Origin of the sequence: Bacillus sp. FSL K6-1366 (assembly GCF_037976695.1) — a bacterium.
Taxonomy (GTDB): domain Bacteria; phylum Bacillota; class Bacilli; order Bacillales; family Bacillaceae; genus Bacillus; species Bacillus subtilis.
The window spans coordinates 2256214-2274343 of sequence record NZ_CP150268.1 but is presented as its reverse complement, the minus strand read 5'-3'; the positions used below and the strand labels follow the sequence as shown (position 1 = coordinate 2274343).

Below are 18130 nucleotides of genomic sequence, written 5' to 3'. Positions count from 1 at the left end.
TCTCGGAAGCAGGCTGCCGATCAGCTTTCATAAACTGCCGGTTTTAACACTCCGATATAAGGCAGATTGCGATAGCGCTCAGCATAATCAAGTCCGTAACCCACTACAAACGCGTCAGGAACTTCAAAACCGACAAAGTCTGCTTTGATGTCCGCTTTTCTTCCGCTCGGTTTATCCAAAAGGGTAACAATCTTAATTGATTTTGCTTTACGGTATCGGAAGAGCTCTACGAGATAACTTAAGGTTAACCCACTGTCGATGATATCTTCAATAATTAAGATGTCCCGGCCCTCTACAGATGTATCCAAATCTTTAATGATTTTTACTTCTCCAGAAGAAACCGTAGAATTTCCGTAGCTTGATACATCCATGAAATCCATTTCCAAATATGTATCAATATGCTTGATAAGATCCGCCATAAAAGGAAGTGCTCCTTTTAACACACCGATTGCCAACGGAAATGTATCTTGATACTCGCTCGTTAATTCTGCACCTAACTCTTTTACTTTCTTTTGTATCTCTTCCTCTGAGATCAGTACTTTCTCGATATCATGTTTCATCATGATTTTGCTTGCCCCCTACACTTTTCATGCTGTCTATATTGTAATACAATGCGGTCGCTGTTTGGAATCACAAGATCTTCAAAAATTGATTTTTTCAAGCCAGGTATCCAGATAATTTCACCGCTTGCGTCCGTCACAATCGGCCAGTTGTCTCTTTCTTGGAGAGGCAATTTCTTATCAATAAATATATCCTTTACCTTTTTTGAGCCGTTCATCCCTTTTAGTTTGATCCGGTCTCCAGCTTTTCTCGTCCGGATTGTTAAGGGAAATCGCACCTTTTTTTCACTTGTGATAAAAACAGCATTCCCATGTTCTTCAGGCGAGTCCGCATAATGCCTTGCCTCTATCAGATATCCATTAGGGAGCACTGCCGTTTCATCAGCAGCTCCGCTAATTTGGTATTCAAAGGGAACATTTTTGCACTGCCATTGTTCAAATGTAAACAAACATGTCTGATATGATTTGACCACCTTCAGTCCTTTCGGAAAGTCCAGTACTCCTGAAGGACTGCCATTTTCCGCCCAATCGAGAAACTGCTGAATGTGATGGGCTGAAAAGGATGATGGAACGTTTTCATAAAGATAGTTTAATATTAGTTGAACTCCTCTTCTTTGTAAAGGCATCGGGAGGGCAAGCAATTGAGAGGAATTGATTTCAACTGATGTATTAGACTGGCTTGTGATTACTTTATTCATTTCATCTTTCGTTAATGACTGTAAGAATTGCTCATCTTCCGTCAGTGCTTCACTCACTTTCTGAAACCTTTTATGCACATCCGGAGATTCCTGCTTCATAAACGGGAGCACTGTTTTTCTGAATCTGTTTCTTGTGTAGTCATCTTTGGCGTTGCTTTCATCCGTCCGGTAGCTCAAGCCGTTTTCACGGCAATAGTGAAGGATCTCTTCCTTTGTAATGGTTAAGAACGGCCTGATAATCCGCCCCGTCCCAAAACGTCTAACCGGTTGCATTCCCGCAAGTCCCGTTCCAAGCGTACCCTTAGCCAGTTTCATAAGCATTGTTTCAACCTGGTCATCACCATGATGCGCAAGAGCCAGATAGTCCGCTTGGTGCTTCGACATGATTTCCTCAAAAAACTGGTAGCGGCAATCGCGTGCTGCAGCCTGCTTATTGAGTCCTTTTTCCTGTGCATATGCGGTTACATTGATTTGAGCCGTTTCGCACACGAGCTGTTCAGCTTTACAATAAGCTTGGACAAAACGCATGTCCTCTTCGGATTCCGCACCTCTGAACCGATGGTCAACGTGAGCTGCAATAACATTCGCTGAACGGCCGCATAACGTATGCAACGCGTGAAGAAGAGCCATTGAGTCCGGACCGCCAGAAACGCCTACAATGATCGTCGCCCCTTTTAACGTAAGATTGTGTTTGTTTAAAAAATCTTTGACACTTTTCACAATGTCCTCCTCACAATGAGCAGGTATTTTAAAGATATTCATATCCTAACACTTTCAACCCCTCCAAGCAAAGAAGAAGCATAGGCTCTGCAGTTTGCACCATTCAGATTAAGAAAAAGATAATATAGGCGAAATAAAGCGCTAAAACACTGATCACGATCAGCGTTGTTTCAAATAACCCCCCTGACTTAGCCGGTTTCTGTTTTGGGGTATATCGCGTCTTCGTTATTTTTCCTTGGCGCGGTTTTTGCTGTCTTTGTCGTGTGGCAGGCTGCGGTGATGCTTTTATAGGCTGTTTTCTTTGTGCTGCTTTTTGCCCCGCGTCCAGCATATCCTTTTTCATTTCATCTGCGGATTGATAATCTCCGTTCAAGGCTGAAAAAAGCACTTTTTTATACTTTTGAAGCAGCGGGTTTCCTTCGATGAGAGACCTAAGCTGTTCTTTGGGCTGGTTCGTTTTCTTAAATTCTTTTTTATGCACACTGTTGATCATAATCATGGCAACTGCGAACAGATCATAGGATGGCTCTGCCTTTCTTGTTCCATACCCCCAATAGCCTCTGTCATAAAACTCCGTATACTCTTTTATCGCCCGGCCTTCCTTTGTCGTGCCGCCCACATCAATGCAGCGGATCCTTGCGGGCGGACCAGTTACGATCAGATTATCAGGTTTAAGATCGCCGAATATCCATCCTTGCTGGTGAAGCACCGATAAGCTGGATAACAGCTGAATCATTAATACAGGTATCCACTCTGCTCCTTTATCACTGACATACTTCAAAAGCAGCGGCCCTTTTATGTATTCCATTGCATAAAATGAAACTTTCGTATTGGTACCGGGAATATAAGCATCATCCGTATCAAAAAAAGAAGGCCCCATCGTAACGGACTGGGCCTTTGAGAAAGATTTCAAGACATTCACTTCAGAAGTAATAGACAGGCTGTCATCACTCACCTTTAAGGCAACATGTCCATCTGATGCTTCTGCCAAATACACAATTCCATTGGCCCCTTTACCAAGCTGTTTACGCAATGTATAAGTGTTTCCATTCCACTTGCCTTTGATTATCGTACCCGGCTTGAGGCTACATGCCAAACTCGTCAAAGCGTCGTTCATCATCTGCCAGCATGCCCCTTCTTGAGCGTATTTTTTCAAACTGCAGTGTCGCTTCACGAATTGCCGGACCTGTCGGCGTGATGCCGCCTGTCGAAAGCTTTGCAAAGAGTGTGGAAAGAGATTGCAGCTTCGGTGTCCAGTTCAGCACAAGCTCGACCTCTTGTTTTTTCCCGGGAAATATACACATCGCAAATTCGTTATTCCCGATTCGAGAATTGAGGCTTACAGACAAATCAATCAGTGCCTCTTTTACTGTTGGAAGCTTTGGCGCCATACTTGCACTTGTATCAACAAGAACCAAAACCTGAAGATGCACCGTTTCTCCAAGCTCGTCTACCACTTCCATGACTTCGCCGCGTTTTTCCGGGGAAAGCTCTTCCATTTCCACATTCTTTCCGAGAATCTGTTTCAGTTCTTGATTGACTACACCTTGTAAGGTTTGCGTCATCGCTTTTTTTGTTACCATTTGAACAGTTTGTGAAAGCTGAGATGCATAAACGACTTGATGCACGCCTCCTCCGGCAAGTGCAATCCCTTCGACTTCCTTCATTGCCTCAGGGTCAATTTGATTTTCTTCCATTATACCAATGACATTTACCGTAATCCCCTGCTCTTTAGCAAAAGCAGCCATTGCAAGCGGGTCTTCCCCATGGTTTGAGCAGCCATCCGTTATCAGCAAAATTTGATTTAAATGTCCGTTGTTCACATTCATTCCTCCTGGAGAATACGAGGATTCTCAGATTCATATATTCCCATCTTCGCCAGAAGAAATTTGATTTATACGGAAGCGTTATGAAATTTCTTGTTTGTTTTGAAAGATTGCCGGAACAGGAATGGATGCCCACTTCGGTGTATTGTGATCAATCCGGACAACAACAACAGTCATATCGTCCTCAATTTGGCCGGATCTTGTGCGGATGACTTCTTCCATAAGCAAATCGGCAATCTCCTGCGGGTCATTTGTTTTCAACCCTTTCATTTTACGTTTCATCCATAAGTCGTGATTTTCCACATGCTTAGGCCCCTCAAAAATGCCATCACTCATCATAATTAAGAGGTCACCCGCTTTCAGCTGTTCACTCACAACCTCCACATCGAATTCATTAATAATACCGATTGGCAGATTGCTCGCTTGAACTTTCATGACCTGGTCACCCCGTTTGATAAAGCTAGGCGTCGATCCAACCTTCAAAAATTTACAGCTGGCATCTTGAAGATCGATAATAGACAGGTCAAGCGTGGAATATATTTCGTCAGTTGTCCTTAGAGACAGTATGCTGTTGATCGTTTTAATTGCTATTTTTTCATCAATTCCCGATTCAAGGATTTTTTCAAGAAGCTTGATCGTTTCATTGCTTTCAAAGTGCGCTCTTGCGCCATTGCCCATTCCGTCACTGATTGCTGCAGCATATTTTCTGGCTCCAAGCTCCATCATGCTGTAGCTGTCGCCGGAGACAAGGCCGCCGCCCTTCGCAGCGTGAGCAGCTCCCGTGGACACCCTGTATGATTTTGTTGATCCAAAGGCGACATGGCTGTATCCATTCGGATGCGGAGAGTGCTGTTCGGCTTTCACAAGAATTTGTTCCTCCAGAATGTCAGACAGCATAGGGGCAATGATTTTTTCACTTTCTCCATGTCCGCTGAACGGAATGGTCATTTCAATATCGATATTTCCTTGTTCAAGACTATAGATCTCGACATGCTGAATCTCAATTCCGAAATGCTGAAGCGCTTCTATGATTTGCTCTTCCTGCAAAAAGTGCTGTTCTCGCTCTCTTTTTATTTCCCGAGAAAAGTCGGCCATAACCTCAGAAACGCCTAAAAGCTGTTCAGCAACAAGGCGTCTGCTGTCCTGGACTTTTTTCTTGAGAGTCAAATGGGCATGGTGATGTGCGAGCTCATCCTCAATCAGCTCTTCAACCTGCTTGGATTTAGAACAATACTGTTGAAACTCTTTTTTCAGCCTTCGGTTTGATGCATATTCTTTTTCCTCTGTTTCAAGCATAACTTGTTTCATTAAATCATATGTTTTATCAAAGTTCTGTACCCAGCACCTGTTTTTCTTGTAGCACGTCTGACAGGAATGCTCCGTGATTTTGCTTAAGAACAGATCAACTTCACTGTCATCTGTCTGTTCGTCTGATGCTTGGTAAAAGGTTGCAAAGCTTTCAGACAGCGCGTGAAATACATTGGAGAACTGGTCTACCTTCTGAGCAGTGACATCTCGGATTTTTCTAGCGTATTGCTGTTGCTCTTGAAGATGCTCGACAGTTCCCGGAATATATCTCGCCACTTTCCTTGTAATAGATTGAGGTGTGAGCAAAAACAGGCCGACTGCGATTAATGACTCATAGAGCGTGGTCATCAGACCGGCAGAGCCTTCACCATATAAAGATATAAGAAGTGATCCAACGATCAGACCGATTGCTGCACCCGCTTTTTTTCCTTCCTTCAGCAAACCGCCCAATAAACCGGAAAAAGCAAGCAGACTCATTTGATATAGGTTTCCGATATTCGCCAAGCCAAGAATCAGGCCGGTCACAACACCAACCGTACAGCCGATGCTTGCTCCGCCAATAAAGGAAAAACTCAATACAACATAACGAGCCAATATATGTTCTGCCTGCATCCCTTGGTAGGACAAGCCGGCCAGCCCCGTTAAAACAGAGGCAATAAGAATCATAAAGCAAATGATTTCCTCTATTTTTAATGATTGTTTCACTTTTTTCACAGTAAAAATCGGAAGGCTCTGAAGGAAAATCAGTGTTAAGATAAACGACAGTCCAGCCTCAACGATAGCCATTACATAATCATAGGTTGTAAATACGCCATTTTGGGCATAAACAAACCCGGCTCTTGCTGCAGCCATCGAGAAGAACACGACAATCGGGAGTGCTTTTACACGATCGTCGGTAATGAAGGCAGCCACTTTAGAAAATACGAAGAATGCCAGCAATGCCGCCAGTATGAGCAATGAGTGCTTTGGAGATATGGTCAGCGCACCTGCAAGCACAGCCAAAACCGCATAAAACGCTTTGTCTCTTCTGATGAGAAGCATCGCTCCAAAGAAAGGAAGTGCGAAAGGAAGCACCTCGGATAATATGAAAGCCCGTCCAAGCAAAAATCCGATGACAACATAAATGAATCCTTTATAGAAAAACAGTGAATGCAAATGATGAGTCACCAGCTTCGTGCCCCTGTTAAAAAACGATTGGAGTTTTTCCAAAGCTTGTCCCGCCATTGGCCCGTTCACTCTTCTTTCTGCTTTTTCCATTCCTCTCATCTCCCACCTGTTATATTCGTTGCCTGTCATTATAGCGAAAGCACAGATAGGATTTTGTCAAAAGAAGGTAACAATACCAAAGAAATCTTCGACGGTTTCTGCCTTGATATTCGTTTATGAAAAGAATTTCCGGAATGTTGTCTAAAAATGAAAAAAATCGGCTTCTGCAAGAGAAACCGATTTTTTAGGATGACCCGTACGGGATTCGAACCCGTGTTACCGCCGTGAAAGGGCGGTGTCTTAACCGCTTGACCAACGGGCCAAACAAATATGGTAGCGGCGGAGGGGATCGAACCCCCGACCTCACGGGTATGAACCGTACGCTCTAGCCAGCTGAGCTACACCGCCATATTGTTTTGTGCTTCTAAGCACAAGTTATATAATACAAAGGTTTGTCTCTTTCGTCAACAGAAACTTTAATGTTGTAATTTTCTGACTCTTAAAGAGAATGAGGATAATAAAAAAGCATCCGTCGGGATGAACGGATGCTTCATTTATTTTATAGAAAGCAGCAAGTTATCCTCTTCTTGCTCCGCGCCCTCCACGTTTTGATTCCGTATTGCGTTTTAAAGATGACAAGCGATCTTCGCTGTCTTTTAAAAACTTATTCATTTTCTGTTCAAAAGATTCTTTCGGACGGAAATCATTTCTAGGTCTGGCTTGCGGACGGTCTTTAGCTTTTTTAATAGATAAACCAATTTTCCCGTCTTTTTCAACGTTGATGACTTTCACTTCAACTTGGTCGCCGACTTTTAAGTGGTCGTTAATGTCTTTGACATAATTATCAGCTACCTCACTAATGTGAACGAGACCGGTTGAGCCTCCAGGCAATTCAACAAATGCTCCAAAATTTGTAATACCTGTAATTTTCCCTTGCAACTTGCTGCCAACTTCAATCGACATAAAAAAAGTGCTCCTCCTTAGGCTTATAAAAAGATCGTTTGCTTAATTATACCTAAATAAAAATTTAAGTGTCAACAAGGCTACTTGCTCTTCTTCTCCACATTGAAGATAATTTCTCCGTCTCCAGACATGAATAAGTCCCTTCTGGCAAGCTCTGTGACGTAATCCTCATCCTTCAATTTGGATATTTCTTCTTTTAAATCCGTTTGTTTTGTCTTTAAACTTTTCAGTTCTTTTTCAAGCTGTTCTTTCTTTTCTTCTTTTGCACTAAGGGAAGATGTTTGGGACCATACAGAGCTTGCCAGCACAATTGCCGTCAGGAATACTAGGGCGCCGAATACAGTTAACCGTCTGTACAGCCCTTTGCGTCTTCGTTTCTTCAGCTGATTTTGCCGTTCTACTTGTTCTTTATAGTCGTTTTGTATTTCAGTTATCGTTCGTTCCCTGGAAAAATTCAAACCAGACGGTCCTCCTTTCATCTCTTCAAAAACCGTGTGATGGTCGTTCTTATGGTTATCAATAGTTTCTTCTTCTTTTTGAGAAATCCTGCACCTTTTTCAAAATAACGTCTAAAAGTTAGACGCATTTTCACAGGAAGAAGTTTCAAACATTGTTTCGCGATAAAACGGATCGGAAAACACAGAACCATGACTATTTTATATAGACACAGCAGGAGAAAACCTATCAGGCTGTATGTTTTCTTGAATAAAAATGCCGCCAGCCAGATGATCGCTCCGCATGTCCACACAATAGGACGAAATAACACGTGCTGAATGAGTTTTTTGAAGAATTGATAAACAGAAACAACAAGGTAAATGACGAATTTCAGTATTTTTATATAGATTCGTTTGCAAAGGCTCTGATACGTCGCAACGCCCAGCAGAACCGCTAAAAAGATGTAAATCCTGAATTCTCCCTCATTTACATGAAGCAAGACATAAAAGAAAAGCAGCCCTTGCATAATCCAGAAAAGAATATCATGAATAAATAATAGCCATCTGGCTGTTTTGGCACGAATGACAAAGAGCCGGTATGTATCAAGCGAAGCACCAAGCCAGAGACCCATACCGGACATCGCCAGCATTGTATAGAATTGTGTCGTCAGCGTCATTTAAACAACTTGCTAAAAAACCCTTTAGCTTTATCCCCTTGTTGTTCGTCTAAGTACACTAAATCAAATACCCTGCCTTTAATCGAAACAATCCCTTTTTCCACATCAAGATTTTTCATCTGCAGGTTTTGGCCTCTGACGGAGAGCATTCCCATCACCGTTTCCAGCAGGAATTCTTCGTTATCAAAACTCTCCACATGCTTAACCCCAGAAATATCTAAATGCTTCCGGCCTTTCATTGTCACATCATGCTGTTCCGGAACAGACGAAGAACCTTTTTGATCATAATATGAATTCATCTATTCAGCCCCCATATCCTCGATACTTTTAGCATTATTACTGCATTGTATGAGGTAGGGGATTTTTTTAGAACAAGCCTATTCGCCGAGTTTTTCTTCTTTTAGAATCGTGTACATGTTTGCAGCTTCTTCTTTTTTCGTCGTGTCTTTCAATTCATTAACTTGAACCGTTACAAGCTTTTGGCCGAAGCGGACCGTTAGTTCATCTCCCGGTTTTACGTCAGAGCTTGCTTTAGCTTGGTTTCCGTTAATAGAGATTCGTCCTTGGTCAGCTACTTCCTTCGCTAGTGTACGCCGTTTGATCAGCCGTGATACTTTCAAAAATTTATCTAATCTCATATCTATGATCTCCTCTCAGTTTCTTTTGCTTCATTCCACAGTTTGTCCATGTCCTCAAGGGACATATCAGCCAGCTCGACTCCCTCTTCCTTCGCTGTTTCCTCAATGTACGAGAACCGTCTCCGGAATTTGTCATTAGTCATGGTCAGCGCTTCCTCTGGCTCTATTTTGTAGAAGCGGGCTACATTCACCAGCGCGAACAAAATGTCGCCAAACTCAGCTTTAAGATTGTGTTCGTGAGGAGCTTCAGAAACCTCAGAAGAAAATTCCTTCATTTCCTCACTTACCTTTTCCCAAATATCGCTGACGTCTTCCCAGTCAAAACCAACCTTCGCTGCTTTTTTCTGCAATTTAGCAGCTTTCGAAAGAGCTGGAAGGGTTTTCGGCACGCTGTCTAGTAACGATGATTCAGATGTATTTTTTTCGGCCTTTTTTATATCTTCCCAATTGGCCAAAACATCGTTTTCATCCTGAACCTTAACATCTTTAAACACATGGGGATGTCTTCGGACCATTTTTTCACTGATTCCTTTTATGACATCATCAATTGTGAAATAACCTTCATCTTCACCAATTTGCGCGTGAAGCAAGACCTGAAGCAAAACGTCGCCAAGCTCTTCGATCATATGGTCTGTGTCTTCTTCGTCAATAGCTTCGAGAAGCTCATAACATTCTTCAATCATGTACTGCTTTAATGACTGATGCGTCTGCTTTTTATCCCACGGACATCCATTAGGTCCGCGAAGCTCTCTGATGATGCTTCGGAACGTGGAGAATTCGTGATAAAGCAGCTTCTCTTCTTTAATCGGCGGAATATACACACTTGTTAAGTTGTTCAAGGCGACATTGCGGTCCAGCTCAAATAATGGCACTGTCCTGATCTCCTCGCCACGGCTGCCTGCTGCAGTCACAATGACGACCTCATAATCATCAGGCAGCTTCTCCATCAATGTCAGCTTGACTTCAGAAGCCGTCATTTGGTCGTAAACCTGACATATGATCAGATGATGTCTGAGCTCAAGCTCGTCCGCGGACAATGTGCCGGCATCCACAAATTGAAAACCTTCAATCGGGTCAATTTGCAAGGCATTGAATGTGGCATCAAGGAAACTTTGTCCTCCCGCGACTTTCACTTGAACATTTTCCTTTTCCTGCCGCTCCGTCAGCAGCTGAACTGTTTTTTCTGCGACAAAAGGGTGTCCCGGCACAGCGTAAACCACGTCCTCACGCCGCGCCGCTTCAAAGAGGATATCTGCAATTTCTTCATATACCGCCTCGAACTGATCATGTTTCTCATATATATCATCAAAGAAACGGATGTTCTTCGTTTCTTTTTCAAGCTCCTCAATTAAAGGATGATCCTTGGTTCTGACATACAGCGTACCTGCCTTCGTCAGCAGCTTGTGTATACCAATTGTCAACTGGTCCATGTCTCCGGCACCAAGTCCCACGACTGTAATTTTACCCGCCATTTTGTTCTCTCCTTCTCATGAATTTGCTTAACTTGCTGCCGAATGGCACACTGTTCAGCTCTTCATCTGTAAATATTCCCAATCTCATCATACAATAAATAAACACCGCGCCACCAATGGCAACAGCAGAAAGGCTCTCAATCACAGCCGCTCCTCTTCCTGTTGCAGGAAACAAGAAAGTCCAGAAACGCATATACGCAAGCAAGACAGCTGACATCAAAAGAGCAGATCCAATAATCGGAATCAAAACGCCTCTAAGCTTATCGAGCCATTCCTTTTGCCGAAGCTGATACAAGTTAAGGCCGGCGACAGCCGCAAAGGAAGCCGCTGTCGCAAGCGATGCGCCTTCAATCCCATAGCGCGGAACCAAAAGTGTGTTTAACACCCATTTCACCGCAACACCCGCGCCCACCGCTATCGCTGGAAAAACTGTGTAACCCGCTCCCTGTAAGACTGCCGCTGCCGTTACCGCCATAGATGCAAACAAAATGGAGCAGCTAAATACTTGTAACGCACCTGTCCCTTCTCCATTTTGAAACAGCATGATATTTACCGGCTTTAGAATGCAAATCAACCCAGCCGATGCGCCTGTACCGAGCACAAGGCATAGTTTCAAAGATGACGTGATTTTTTCTTTCATGATCTTCAGCTCATTGTTTTTTACAGCCATAGAAATATACGGAACGAGTGACGTCGCAATGCTTACCGCGAAAATTGAACCGAGCTGCAGCAAGGGTTGTCCCCGATCATAGATCCCCTTTAGGCGTTTTGCTTCTTCGCTTGCCTCACCACCCGAAAGCAATGCATATAAATTCAAAGCATCAACAAGCTGGATAAACAAAAGCAGCAAACTGCTTACACAAATTGTAACCGAATATAAAAGCAGTTTTTTCGTCAATTCTTTTGTTGTGATGACATTTTCATTTTGCCTATCCGTTTGGTTGTCTCTATTCGTTTTAAACCAAAAAAACCTCAGTATCATCAATGCAACCAAACTTCCGGCAAGAGAGCCTGAAGCGGCTGCCGCTCCCGCAGTATAAAGCGAGGCTCCCTTTTTCACGAGCCAAAATGATAAACCCAAGAGCACTGCAACACGCAGAAACTGCTCTGTCATCTGTGATAAGGCTGAAGGGAGCATTTCGTGCCGCCCCTGAAAACCGCCTCTAAGCAACGCGACAAATGGGAACAGCAGAAACGCGTACGCGGTCACTTGAATTAACACGGCTAGATGCGAATCTCCCATAAAGAGTGCAATAGGAACAGCACCCAGATATAAACAAAGAAATAATAAAATACCGATTAAAGACAAAAACAACGCAGATATTTTTAATATGGTGTGATGATTTTTTTCACTATAATCATTCATCAGCTTTGAAATAATGACTGGAAATCCTGATGTGGACAGCATGACCGCAATACCAAGAAAGGGATATACCTGCTGATATATATAAAATCCAACATCGCCGACAATGTTTTGAAATGGGACTCTGTAAACAGCGCTTAAAATTTTTGTGATGACGCCTGCCAGAATTAAAACAAAAGCCCCCTGCCAAATCCAATGCCGTTTAACGCCTATTGAATCGTCCATCCAAAAGCTCCTTCCCAACGTTAGGGGCAATACGGTTCACGTATTACCGCGGCACAAATAAAAACGAGGTTATTATACCACATCCCAACCCTTGGATTCCTTTTTCGGCACGCATGAAAAAGAACAGCGTCCCAAGGAGAGCTGTTCTTTACATACCTATTTTCGAAGAAAGGAATAAGACCTACTGTTCCATTTGACGAGCCAAAAATCCAGCTGCTGTTTCAACGGCTTTATGCTCTACTTCGCCCATTGTCTGATCTTTTGAAAAGATCACCACAGCACCTATCGGATCACCGTTCGCCACAATTGGGCCGACAGTATAAGAATTCATGTCCTCATCAATTCCATTCACAAGCTGTACTGATTTCGCATCACTCTCAAGCACGGAGCTGCGCTGATCCATTGTTCTTTCCAGCATTTCGCTGATTGACTTGTTTAAGTAATCTTTTTTGGAGCTGCCGGACACGGCAATATATACATCACGATCACAAATCAGCACTGAATGGCCGAGGCTGTCGTAAAGCGCGTCTGCATACTCCTTTGCAAAGTCTCCAAGCTCACTGATCGGAGAGTACTTTTTCAAAATCACTTCTCCGTCACGATCTACAAAAATCTCAAGCGGATCGCCTTCCCTGATTCTCAGAGTTCTTCGAATTTCTTTAGGAATCACGACCCGACCTAAGTCATCAATACGACGTACGATACCGGTTGCTTTCATCTCTGGTGCCTCTCTTTCATTTGATGGTATATACATGTGGGAAAGACCTAAAGCAGTTACTTTATGTACCTTCCGCCTCGCTTGAAATTAGTATCCGTCACATCAAATGTAATATACACCAGAGAGTAACAAAATTTACGTTGATGAAATGGTTTGTTTTTTCACATCTTTTAAGCCCTTCAGCATGCCCAGCACGGTGTCGAGCCATTCATCAGCACTACGGCCTTTCGTCTGTATGGAGATTTTGAGTTTTTTCCCTTCCATTCCCAGTCCGATTTGTCTGCCATATTTATTTCCAAGCTCAAACAGCTTCTGTCCGTCAATTTCAGCACTTGCTTCTTCAGAAATCGTCAATCTGACAGCATCTTTATCCTGCTTAATCAGCTCGACACGTTCCTGTCTCGCATAGACTTTCATTTCTGCAACAGTAAACAAGTATTCGACTTCTTTTGGATAGTTTCCAAAGCGGTCGATCATTTCATCTTGAAGCTCATTCTTCTCTTCGATTGTCGCCACAGACCTGAAGCGTTTATACATATCAATTTTCTGTTTGCCGTCTTGAATATAAGTTTCCGGAATATACGCATCAAGCTCGACATCAATTTCTGTTTCAAACTGCTCTGTCTTCGCTGTGTCTCCTTTACGCTCCTCAATGGCCTCCTTCAGCATTTGTGAATAGAGGTCAAATCCGACCGAATCGATGAAGCCATGCTGCTGGGCACCAAGAAGATTCCCAGCTCCGCGAATCGTTAAGTCACGCATTGCGATTTTAAAACCGGAACCTAGCTCTGTGAATTCTTTAATAGCCTGCAGCCTTTTTTCAGCCACTTCTGTCAGCACTTTATCCCGGCGATACGTGAAGTACGCATACGCCACACGGTTAGAACGGCCGACACGCCCCCGCAGCTGGTAAAGCTGAGAAAGTCCCATCTTGTCGGCGTCAAATACGATCAGCGTATTGACGTTCGGGATGTCCACGCCAGTTTCGATAATGGTTGTGCTGACGAGAACGTCTGATTCTCCTTCAAGGAAACTTAGCATAACGGTTTCTAATTCATTTTCTGTCATTTTCCCATGCGCATATGCTACCTTCGCGTCAGGGACTAGCATTGAAATTTCATCCGCTTTCCGCTCAATGTCCTCTACCCGGTTGTACAAGAAATAGACCTGGCCTCCGCGTGCAAGCTCACGTTCAATCGCCTCTCTGACAAGAGCGCCGTTATATTCCACAACATACGTCTGTACGGGGAAGCGATTTTCCGGCGGAGTCTCGATGACTGAAAGGTCCCTTACGCCAAGCATAGACATATGCAGCGTACGCGGAATCGGCGTTGCTGTTAACGTTAATACATCAACATTGGCTTTTATTTGCTTGATCTTTTCTTTATGGGTTACACCGAAACGCTGCTCTTCATCAATGATGAGGAGCCCTAAGTCTTTATACACGACATCCTTTGATAGCAGCCGATGCGTCCCGATGACGATATCAACCGTTCCGTTTTTCAGCCCTTTGATTGTTTCGTTTGCTTCTTTTCTCGTTCTGAACCTGCTGAGAAGGCCGATATTAATCGGATAGTCCTGGAAGCGCTCTTTTATGGTTTCATAGTGCTGCTGTGCCAAAATGGTTGTCGGAACGAGCAGAGCTACCTGCTTTCCGTCACCGATCGCCTTAAACGCGGCACGTATGGCAACCTCTGTTTTACCGTAGCCCACATCTCCGCACAGCAAGCGGTCCATCGGACGTTCTCTTTCCATGTCTTTTTTGATTTCGTGAATCGAACGGAGCTGATCCTCAGTCTCTTGATAAGGGAAAGCCGATTCGAATTCACGCTGCATCTCATGGTCAGGAGAAAACGCATAGCCCTTGCTCGCTTCTCTTTCGGCATACAGCTTAATTAAGTCGTCAGCAATATCCTGAACGGATGTCTCTACTTTTTTCTTGACCCGCTTCCATTCACTTCCGCCTAATTTATACAGCTTTGGCTCTTTTCCTTCGGAGCCGACATATTTTTGGACCTGATCAATTTGTTCTACAGGGACGTAAAGCTTGTCACTGCCCTGATAATGTATATTTAAATAGTCTTTATGAATGCCGTTGATTTCAAGAGTTTCGATCCCCAGGTATTTTCCGATCCCGTGATTAATATGAACGACATAATCTCCAATTTGAAGCTCAGAATAGCTTTTGATGCGTTCTGCATTGGTAAGCTTCTGTTTTCGCGGCTTCTTCTTTACACGGTTTTTGAACAGTTCTTCTTCCGTAATAACGGCAAGCTTCATTAACGGCAGCTCAAATCCTGATTGGAGCTCGCCTTCCATGATATAGACCTGTCCCTGAACAAGCGCTTTTTTGCTGTCTGTCACGGCGGCCTCGATATCATAATCAGCCAAAACAGATGACAATTTCTGTGTACGTTCCTTGTTTGCTCCTAAGAACACAACAGTGAAATTTGATTTTTTAAAACGCTCCATTTCGCCCGCAAGCACGTTCATTTGGCCATGGAAACTCTGCATTTGTCGGCCTGACACATTGACAATATTTTGCGGGCTCGTATGGTGTACATGCCGCAAAAATAAAGAGTAGTACAGCAGAGGCCGTTTTTGCTCAGCCACTATTTTCTGGAAGCTGAATGACAAACGAATATCATGCAAAATCTTCCCTTCCTCAAGAAGATTTGTGATAAACTCCGCTTCTTCTTTTTGAAGCTGTTCTTCCATCTCATGAATCCGACTGACTTCATCCAAAATCAGAAGTGTATTATCAGGTGTATAATCTAGTAAACTAGCAGGCTTTTCATAGAAATATGAGAGATACTTCACGAGCTCCTGATCTGTCTGGCCTTCAGACAAGCGTTCTTTATCGTGAGAAATATTCGCATGAAGTATTTCTTTTTGTTTGTCAGCCTTTAATTTTTTCAGGCTCGCGGCAAGACCACTATCGATTTTCTCCATCGCCCGCGCTTTTTCTTCCGGTCTGATAATTAATTCCTTCGCGGGACCGATATTGATTGAGGTAAGGGTCTCAATTGACCGCTGATCATCTGAATTAAAGCTGCGGATTGAATCCACCTCGGTGTCAAAAAGTTCAATTCTCACCGGATTCTCTGAAGTCAACGGATAAATGTCAATGATTCCCCCGCGAATACTGAATTCCCCGGGCGCAGAAACCATATCAGACCGCTCATACCCTACCTCTACCAGCCGTGAGGCAAGCTGGTCAGGTTCGATATCATGGCCTACTTGAATGAGCATCTGGCTGCTTTTCCACACCTCAACAGGCGGCAGCATTCTTCTGATTGCCGCTACCGGAGCAACGACAATTGGCGCTTCTCCATTCGTTAGTCTATTAATGACATCTAATCGCTGCGCCCGCAATTCAGGGCTTGCAACTGCGATTTCTGATGAAATGAGTTCATTGACGGGGTACAAAAGGACAGACCGATCCTCTAGAAGTGAAGTCAGATCATCTGTTACTTTCTGGGCTTGATATAAGTTATGGGTGATGAGAAAGATAGGCTTATTCGTTTCATTAGCCAGAGCAGAAGTAAAAACAGAACGCGCGGAACCCGACAGACCCGCGAGCAGCTGTTCCTTCAGGCCCTCGTGTAAACCGTTGATGATGGATTTAAAGTCATCGCTTTCTTTTATAAAGGTTTGAATGTTGTCCATATGGCCCCTCCTCTCTGTTTCCTGCGAGAACAGAAAAACGCTTTGGTCTAGTGTCTACACCAAAGCTTTTTATTGAATAAATGTGTGATATTCGTGGTAATGCGGATTTCGGTCAAGCGCCTCTTGGCAGTCTTCACATATCGTCAAAACATGGACATCTCCATTTTCTTTATAAGAAATCATATCGTTTCTTTCCTCATTTGTTAAGTGCTGAAATCCAAGTGAGTCTGTCGATACCATTGAAGATTCGAGACTGCCTACTTTCACTCCGCAATGACGACAATAATAATGCAAAGCCATACAAGGGACCTCCTGATGAAAAAGTCATTTTGGTGTAGTATGGACTTTGTTGTTACATTTTATACCTTTGCGTTAAATTCGTTCATGACTTCTAAAAACGGTTTACTCAAAGAAGCCTCACAAGCCTTTACAGATTTATCAACCGCTTCTTCGATCTCAGGTGCCTCCTCCTTGGTAAAGGAGCCTAACACATAATCAACGACCTTCATGCCGTTTACAGGCCGGCCGATTCCGATGCGGATACGGTCAAACTCGGATGTTCCAAGATGCTGGATCAGTGATTTGATGCCATTGTGCCCTCCGGCGCTTCCTTTCGTTCTTAAACGGATCTTGCCAGTCGGAAGGTCAAGGTCGTCGTAAATGACTGTCAAATCTTCGTTATCGACATCATAGTAGTCCATTAAAGGCCGCAAACATTCTCCTGATAAATTCATATATGTAAGCGGTTTAACAAGTAGAACCTTTTTGCCGGAAACAAATCCGGTTCCGTATAATCCGTTAAATTTATTTTGATTCAGCTCTATATTCCATTCCTTTGCAAGCTGATCTATCACCATAAATCCGACATTATGCCGTGTATTTTCATAGTTCTTCCCCGGGTTTCCGAGACCGGCAATCACAAGCATGGCGAATCCTCCCTTAGTCACATAACTCCCGTCTTCATAATCGGGCTATAATTCTTCTCATTCTAGCACAAAAGACGTAACCGCGGGAGGGTTACGCCTTAAGCTATTATTGTTCGTTTTCACCTTCTGGCTGAGCATCGGCAGATTCCTCTTCATCGACCTCAGCTGCTTCCTGCTGCTGCGGAGGAAGGATTGAAGCCACAACCTCATCTGATTCATGATTAAAGGAGTAGTCACCGCCAGCAGGCAAATCCGCAATCGTCAGTACTTCATTTACATCGAGGCTTGAAATATCAGCCTCAATCGTTTGCGGAATGGCTTTTGGCTTGGCCTTTACAGTAAGTGCATATAACGGCTGCTGCAGTACGCCTCCGTTTTTCACTCCAATGGCTTCTCCGGTCAGATGAATCGGAACTTCCACTTCAATGTCCTCACTCATATTAACTACTTGAAAATCAGCATGAGTGATTTCATTTTTCAGCGGGTCCGTCTGCAGGTCTGTTACCATGACGGAGTGTTTTTCTCCGCTGACCTCAAGCGTAATGACTGCATTTTTGCCTTCGTCCCTCAGCGTTTTGATGAGCTCCACACTGTCTAATGACACAGGTTTGTTGCCCGTATCCTTCCCATATATGATACCTGGAACATGTCCTGAAGTACGGATATTCCGAAGAGACGAACGAGTAAAGTCCGTTCTTTCTTTTGCCGTTAAAGTTGCCATATTCAG

17 protein-coding genes and 2 tRNA genes are annotated in these 18130 nt (G+C 43.6%); all 19 read right to left on the bottom strand.

Annotated elements, in window-relative coordinates; translation table 11 throughout:
- Positions 1–20: 20 nt before the first annotated feature.
- Entirely contained in the window at positions 21–563 is a 543-nt protein-coding gene (hpt, locus tag MHI44_RS11935) for a hypoxanthine phosphoribosyltransferase (RefSeq protein ID WP_003226700.1), read from the bottom strand.
- Positions 560–1978: a tRNA lysidine(34) synthetase TilS gene (gene tilS, locus MHI44_RS11930; RefSeq protein WP_167407792.1), complete on the bottom strand. Its 1419-nt coding sequence runs from the start codon at positions 1976–1978 to the stop codon at positions 560–562. The genes hpt and tilS overlap by 4 nt, the downstream gene beginning before the upstream one ends.
- A 103-nt stretch (positions 1979–2081) precedes the next feature.
- On the bottom strand, positions 2082–3098 hold the full coding sequence (gene prkT, locus MHI44_RS11925) for a serine/threonine protein kinase PrkT (protein WP_032723090.1): 1017 nt from the start codon (positions 3096–3098) through the stop codon (positions 2082–2084).
- A complete protein-coding gene (locus MHI44_RS11920) occupies positions 3064–3801 on the bottom strand; it encodes a VWA domain-containing protein (protein ID WP_003243782.1) in 738 nt (245 codons plus the stop codon). The genes prkT and MHI44_RS11920 overlap by 35 nt, the downstream gene beginning before the upstream one ends.
- Positions 3802–3885: 84 nt before the next feature.
- On the bottom strand, positions 3886–6369 hold the full coding sequence (gene spoIIE / locus MHI44_RS11915) for a stage II sporulation protein E (protein ID WP_015253002.1): 2484 nt from the start codon (positions 6367–6369) through the stop codon (positions 3886–3888).
- Between the two features lie 199 nt (positions 6370–6568).
- A tRNA-Glu gene (locus MHI44_RS11910) sits at positions 6569–6640 on the bottom strand.
- 9 nt (positions 6641–6649) lie between these two features.
- Positions 6650–6726, bottom strand: a tRNA-Met gene (locus MHI44_RS11905).
- 168 nt (positions 6727–6894) lie between these two features.
- Positions 6895–7281: a S1 domain-containing RNA-binding protein gene (locus tag MHI44_RS11900; protein ID WP_003218379.1), complete on the bottom strand. Its 387-nt coding sequence runs from the start codon at positions 7279–7281 to the stop codon at positions 6895–6897.
- An 80-nt stretch (positions 7282–7361) separates the two neighbouring features.
- Positions 7362–7739, bottom strand: a complete 378-nt coding sequence (gene divIC / locus MHI44_RS11895; RefSeq protein WP_003243211.1) for a cell division protein DivIC — start codon at positions 7737–7739, stop codon at positions 7362–7364.
- Positions 7740–7756: 17 nt separating this feature from the next.
- Positions 7757–8392 (bottom strand): spore cortex biosynthesis protein YabQ, encoded by a 636-nt coding sequence (gene yabQ, locus MHI44_RS11890; protein WP_003243260.1) that lies wholly within the window; start codon positions 8390–8392, stop codon positions 7757–7759.
- Positions 8389–8691 (bottom strand): sporulation protein YabP, encoded by a 303-nt coding sequence (gene yabP / locus MHI44_RS11885; protein WP_003226714.1) that lies wholly within the window; start codon positions 8689–8691, stop codon positions 8389–8391. The genes yabQ and yabP overlap by 4 nt, the downstream gene beginning before the upstream one ends.
- 78 nt (positions 8692–8769) lie before the next feature.
- Positions 8770–9030, bottom strand: a complete 261-nt coding sequence (locus MHI44_RS11880; RefSeq protein WP_003226716.1) for a S4 domain-containing protein — start codon at positions 9028–9030, stop codon at positions 8770–8772.
- 2 nt (positions 9031–9032) lie between these two features.
- A complete protein-coding gene (gene mazG / locus MHI44_RS11875) occupies positions 9033–10502 on the bottom strand; it encodes a nucleoside triphosphate pyrophosphohydrolase (RefSeq protein WP_339201988.1) in 1470 nt (489 codons plus the stop codon).
- Positions 10492–12090 (bottom strand): polysaccharide biosynthesis protein, encoded by a 1599-nt coding sequence (locus tag MHI44_RS11870; RefSeq protein WP_339201987.1) that lies wholly within the window; start codon positions 12088–12090, stop codon positions 10492–10494. The genes mazG and MHI44_RS11870 overlap by 11 nt, the downstream gene beginning before the upstream one ends.
- A gap of 181 nt (positions 12091–12271) precedes the next feature.
- On the bottom strand, positions 12272–12808 hold the full coding sequence (spoVT, locus tag MHI44_RS11865) for a stage V sporulation protein T (RefSeq protein WP_003218365.1): 537 nt from the start codon (positions 12806–12808) through the stop codon (positions 12272–12274).
- A gap of 135 nt (positions 12809–12943) precedes the next feature.
- Positions 12944–16477 (bottom strand): transcription-repair coupling factor, encoded by a 3534-nt coding sequence (gene mfd, locus MHI44_RS11860; protein WP_041850256.1) that lies wholly within the window; start codon positions 16475–16477, stop codon positions 12944–12946.
- A 69-nt stretch (positions 16478–16546) separates the two neighbouring features.
- On the bottom strand, positions 16547–16777 hold the full coding sequence (gene fin, locus MHI44_RS11855; RefSeq protein WP_003243417.1) for an anti-sigma-F factor Fin: 231 nt from the start codon (positions 16775–16777) through the stop codon (positions 16547–16549).
- Positions 16778–16836: 59 nt separating this feature from the next.
- On the bottom strand, positions 16837–17403 hold the full coding sequence (pth, locus tag MHI44_RS11850) for an aminoacyl-tRNA hydrolase (protein ID WP_003226727.1): 567 nt from the start codon (positions 17401–17403) through the stop codon (positions 16837–16839).
- Between the two features lie 106 nt (positions 17404–17509).
- Complete coding sequence (locus MHI44_RS11845) at positions 17510–18124, bottom strand: 50S ribosomal protein L25/general stress protein Ctc (protein WP_003243443.1); 615 nt, start codon at positions 18122–18124, stop codon at positions 17510–17512.
- Between the last annotated feature and the right edge of the window lie 6 nt (positions 18125–18130).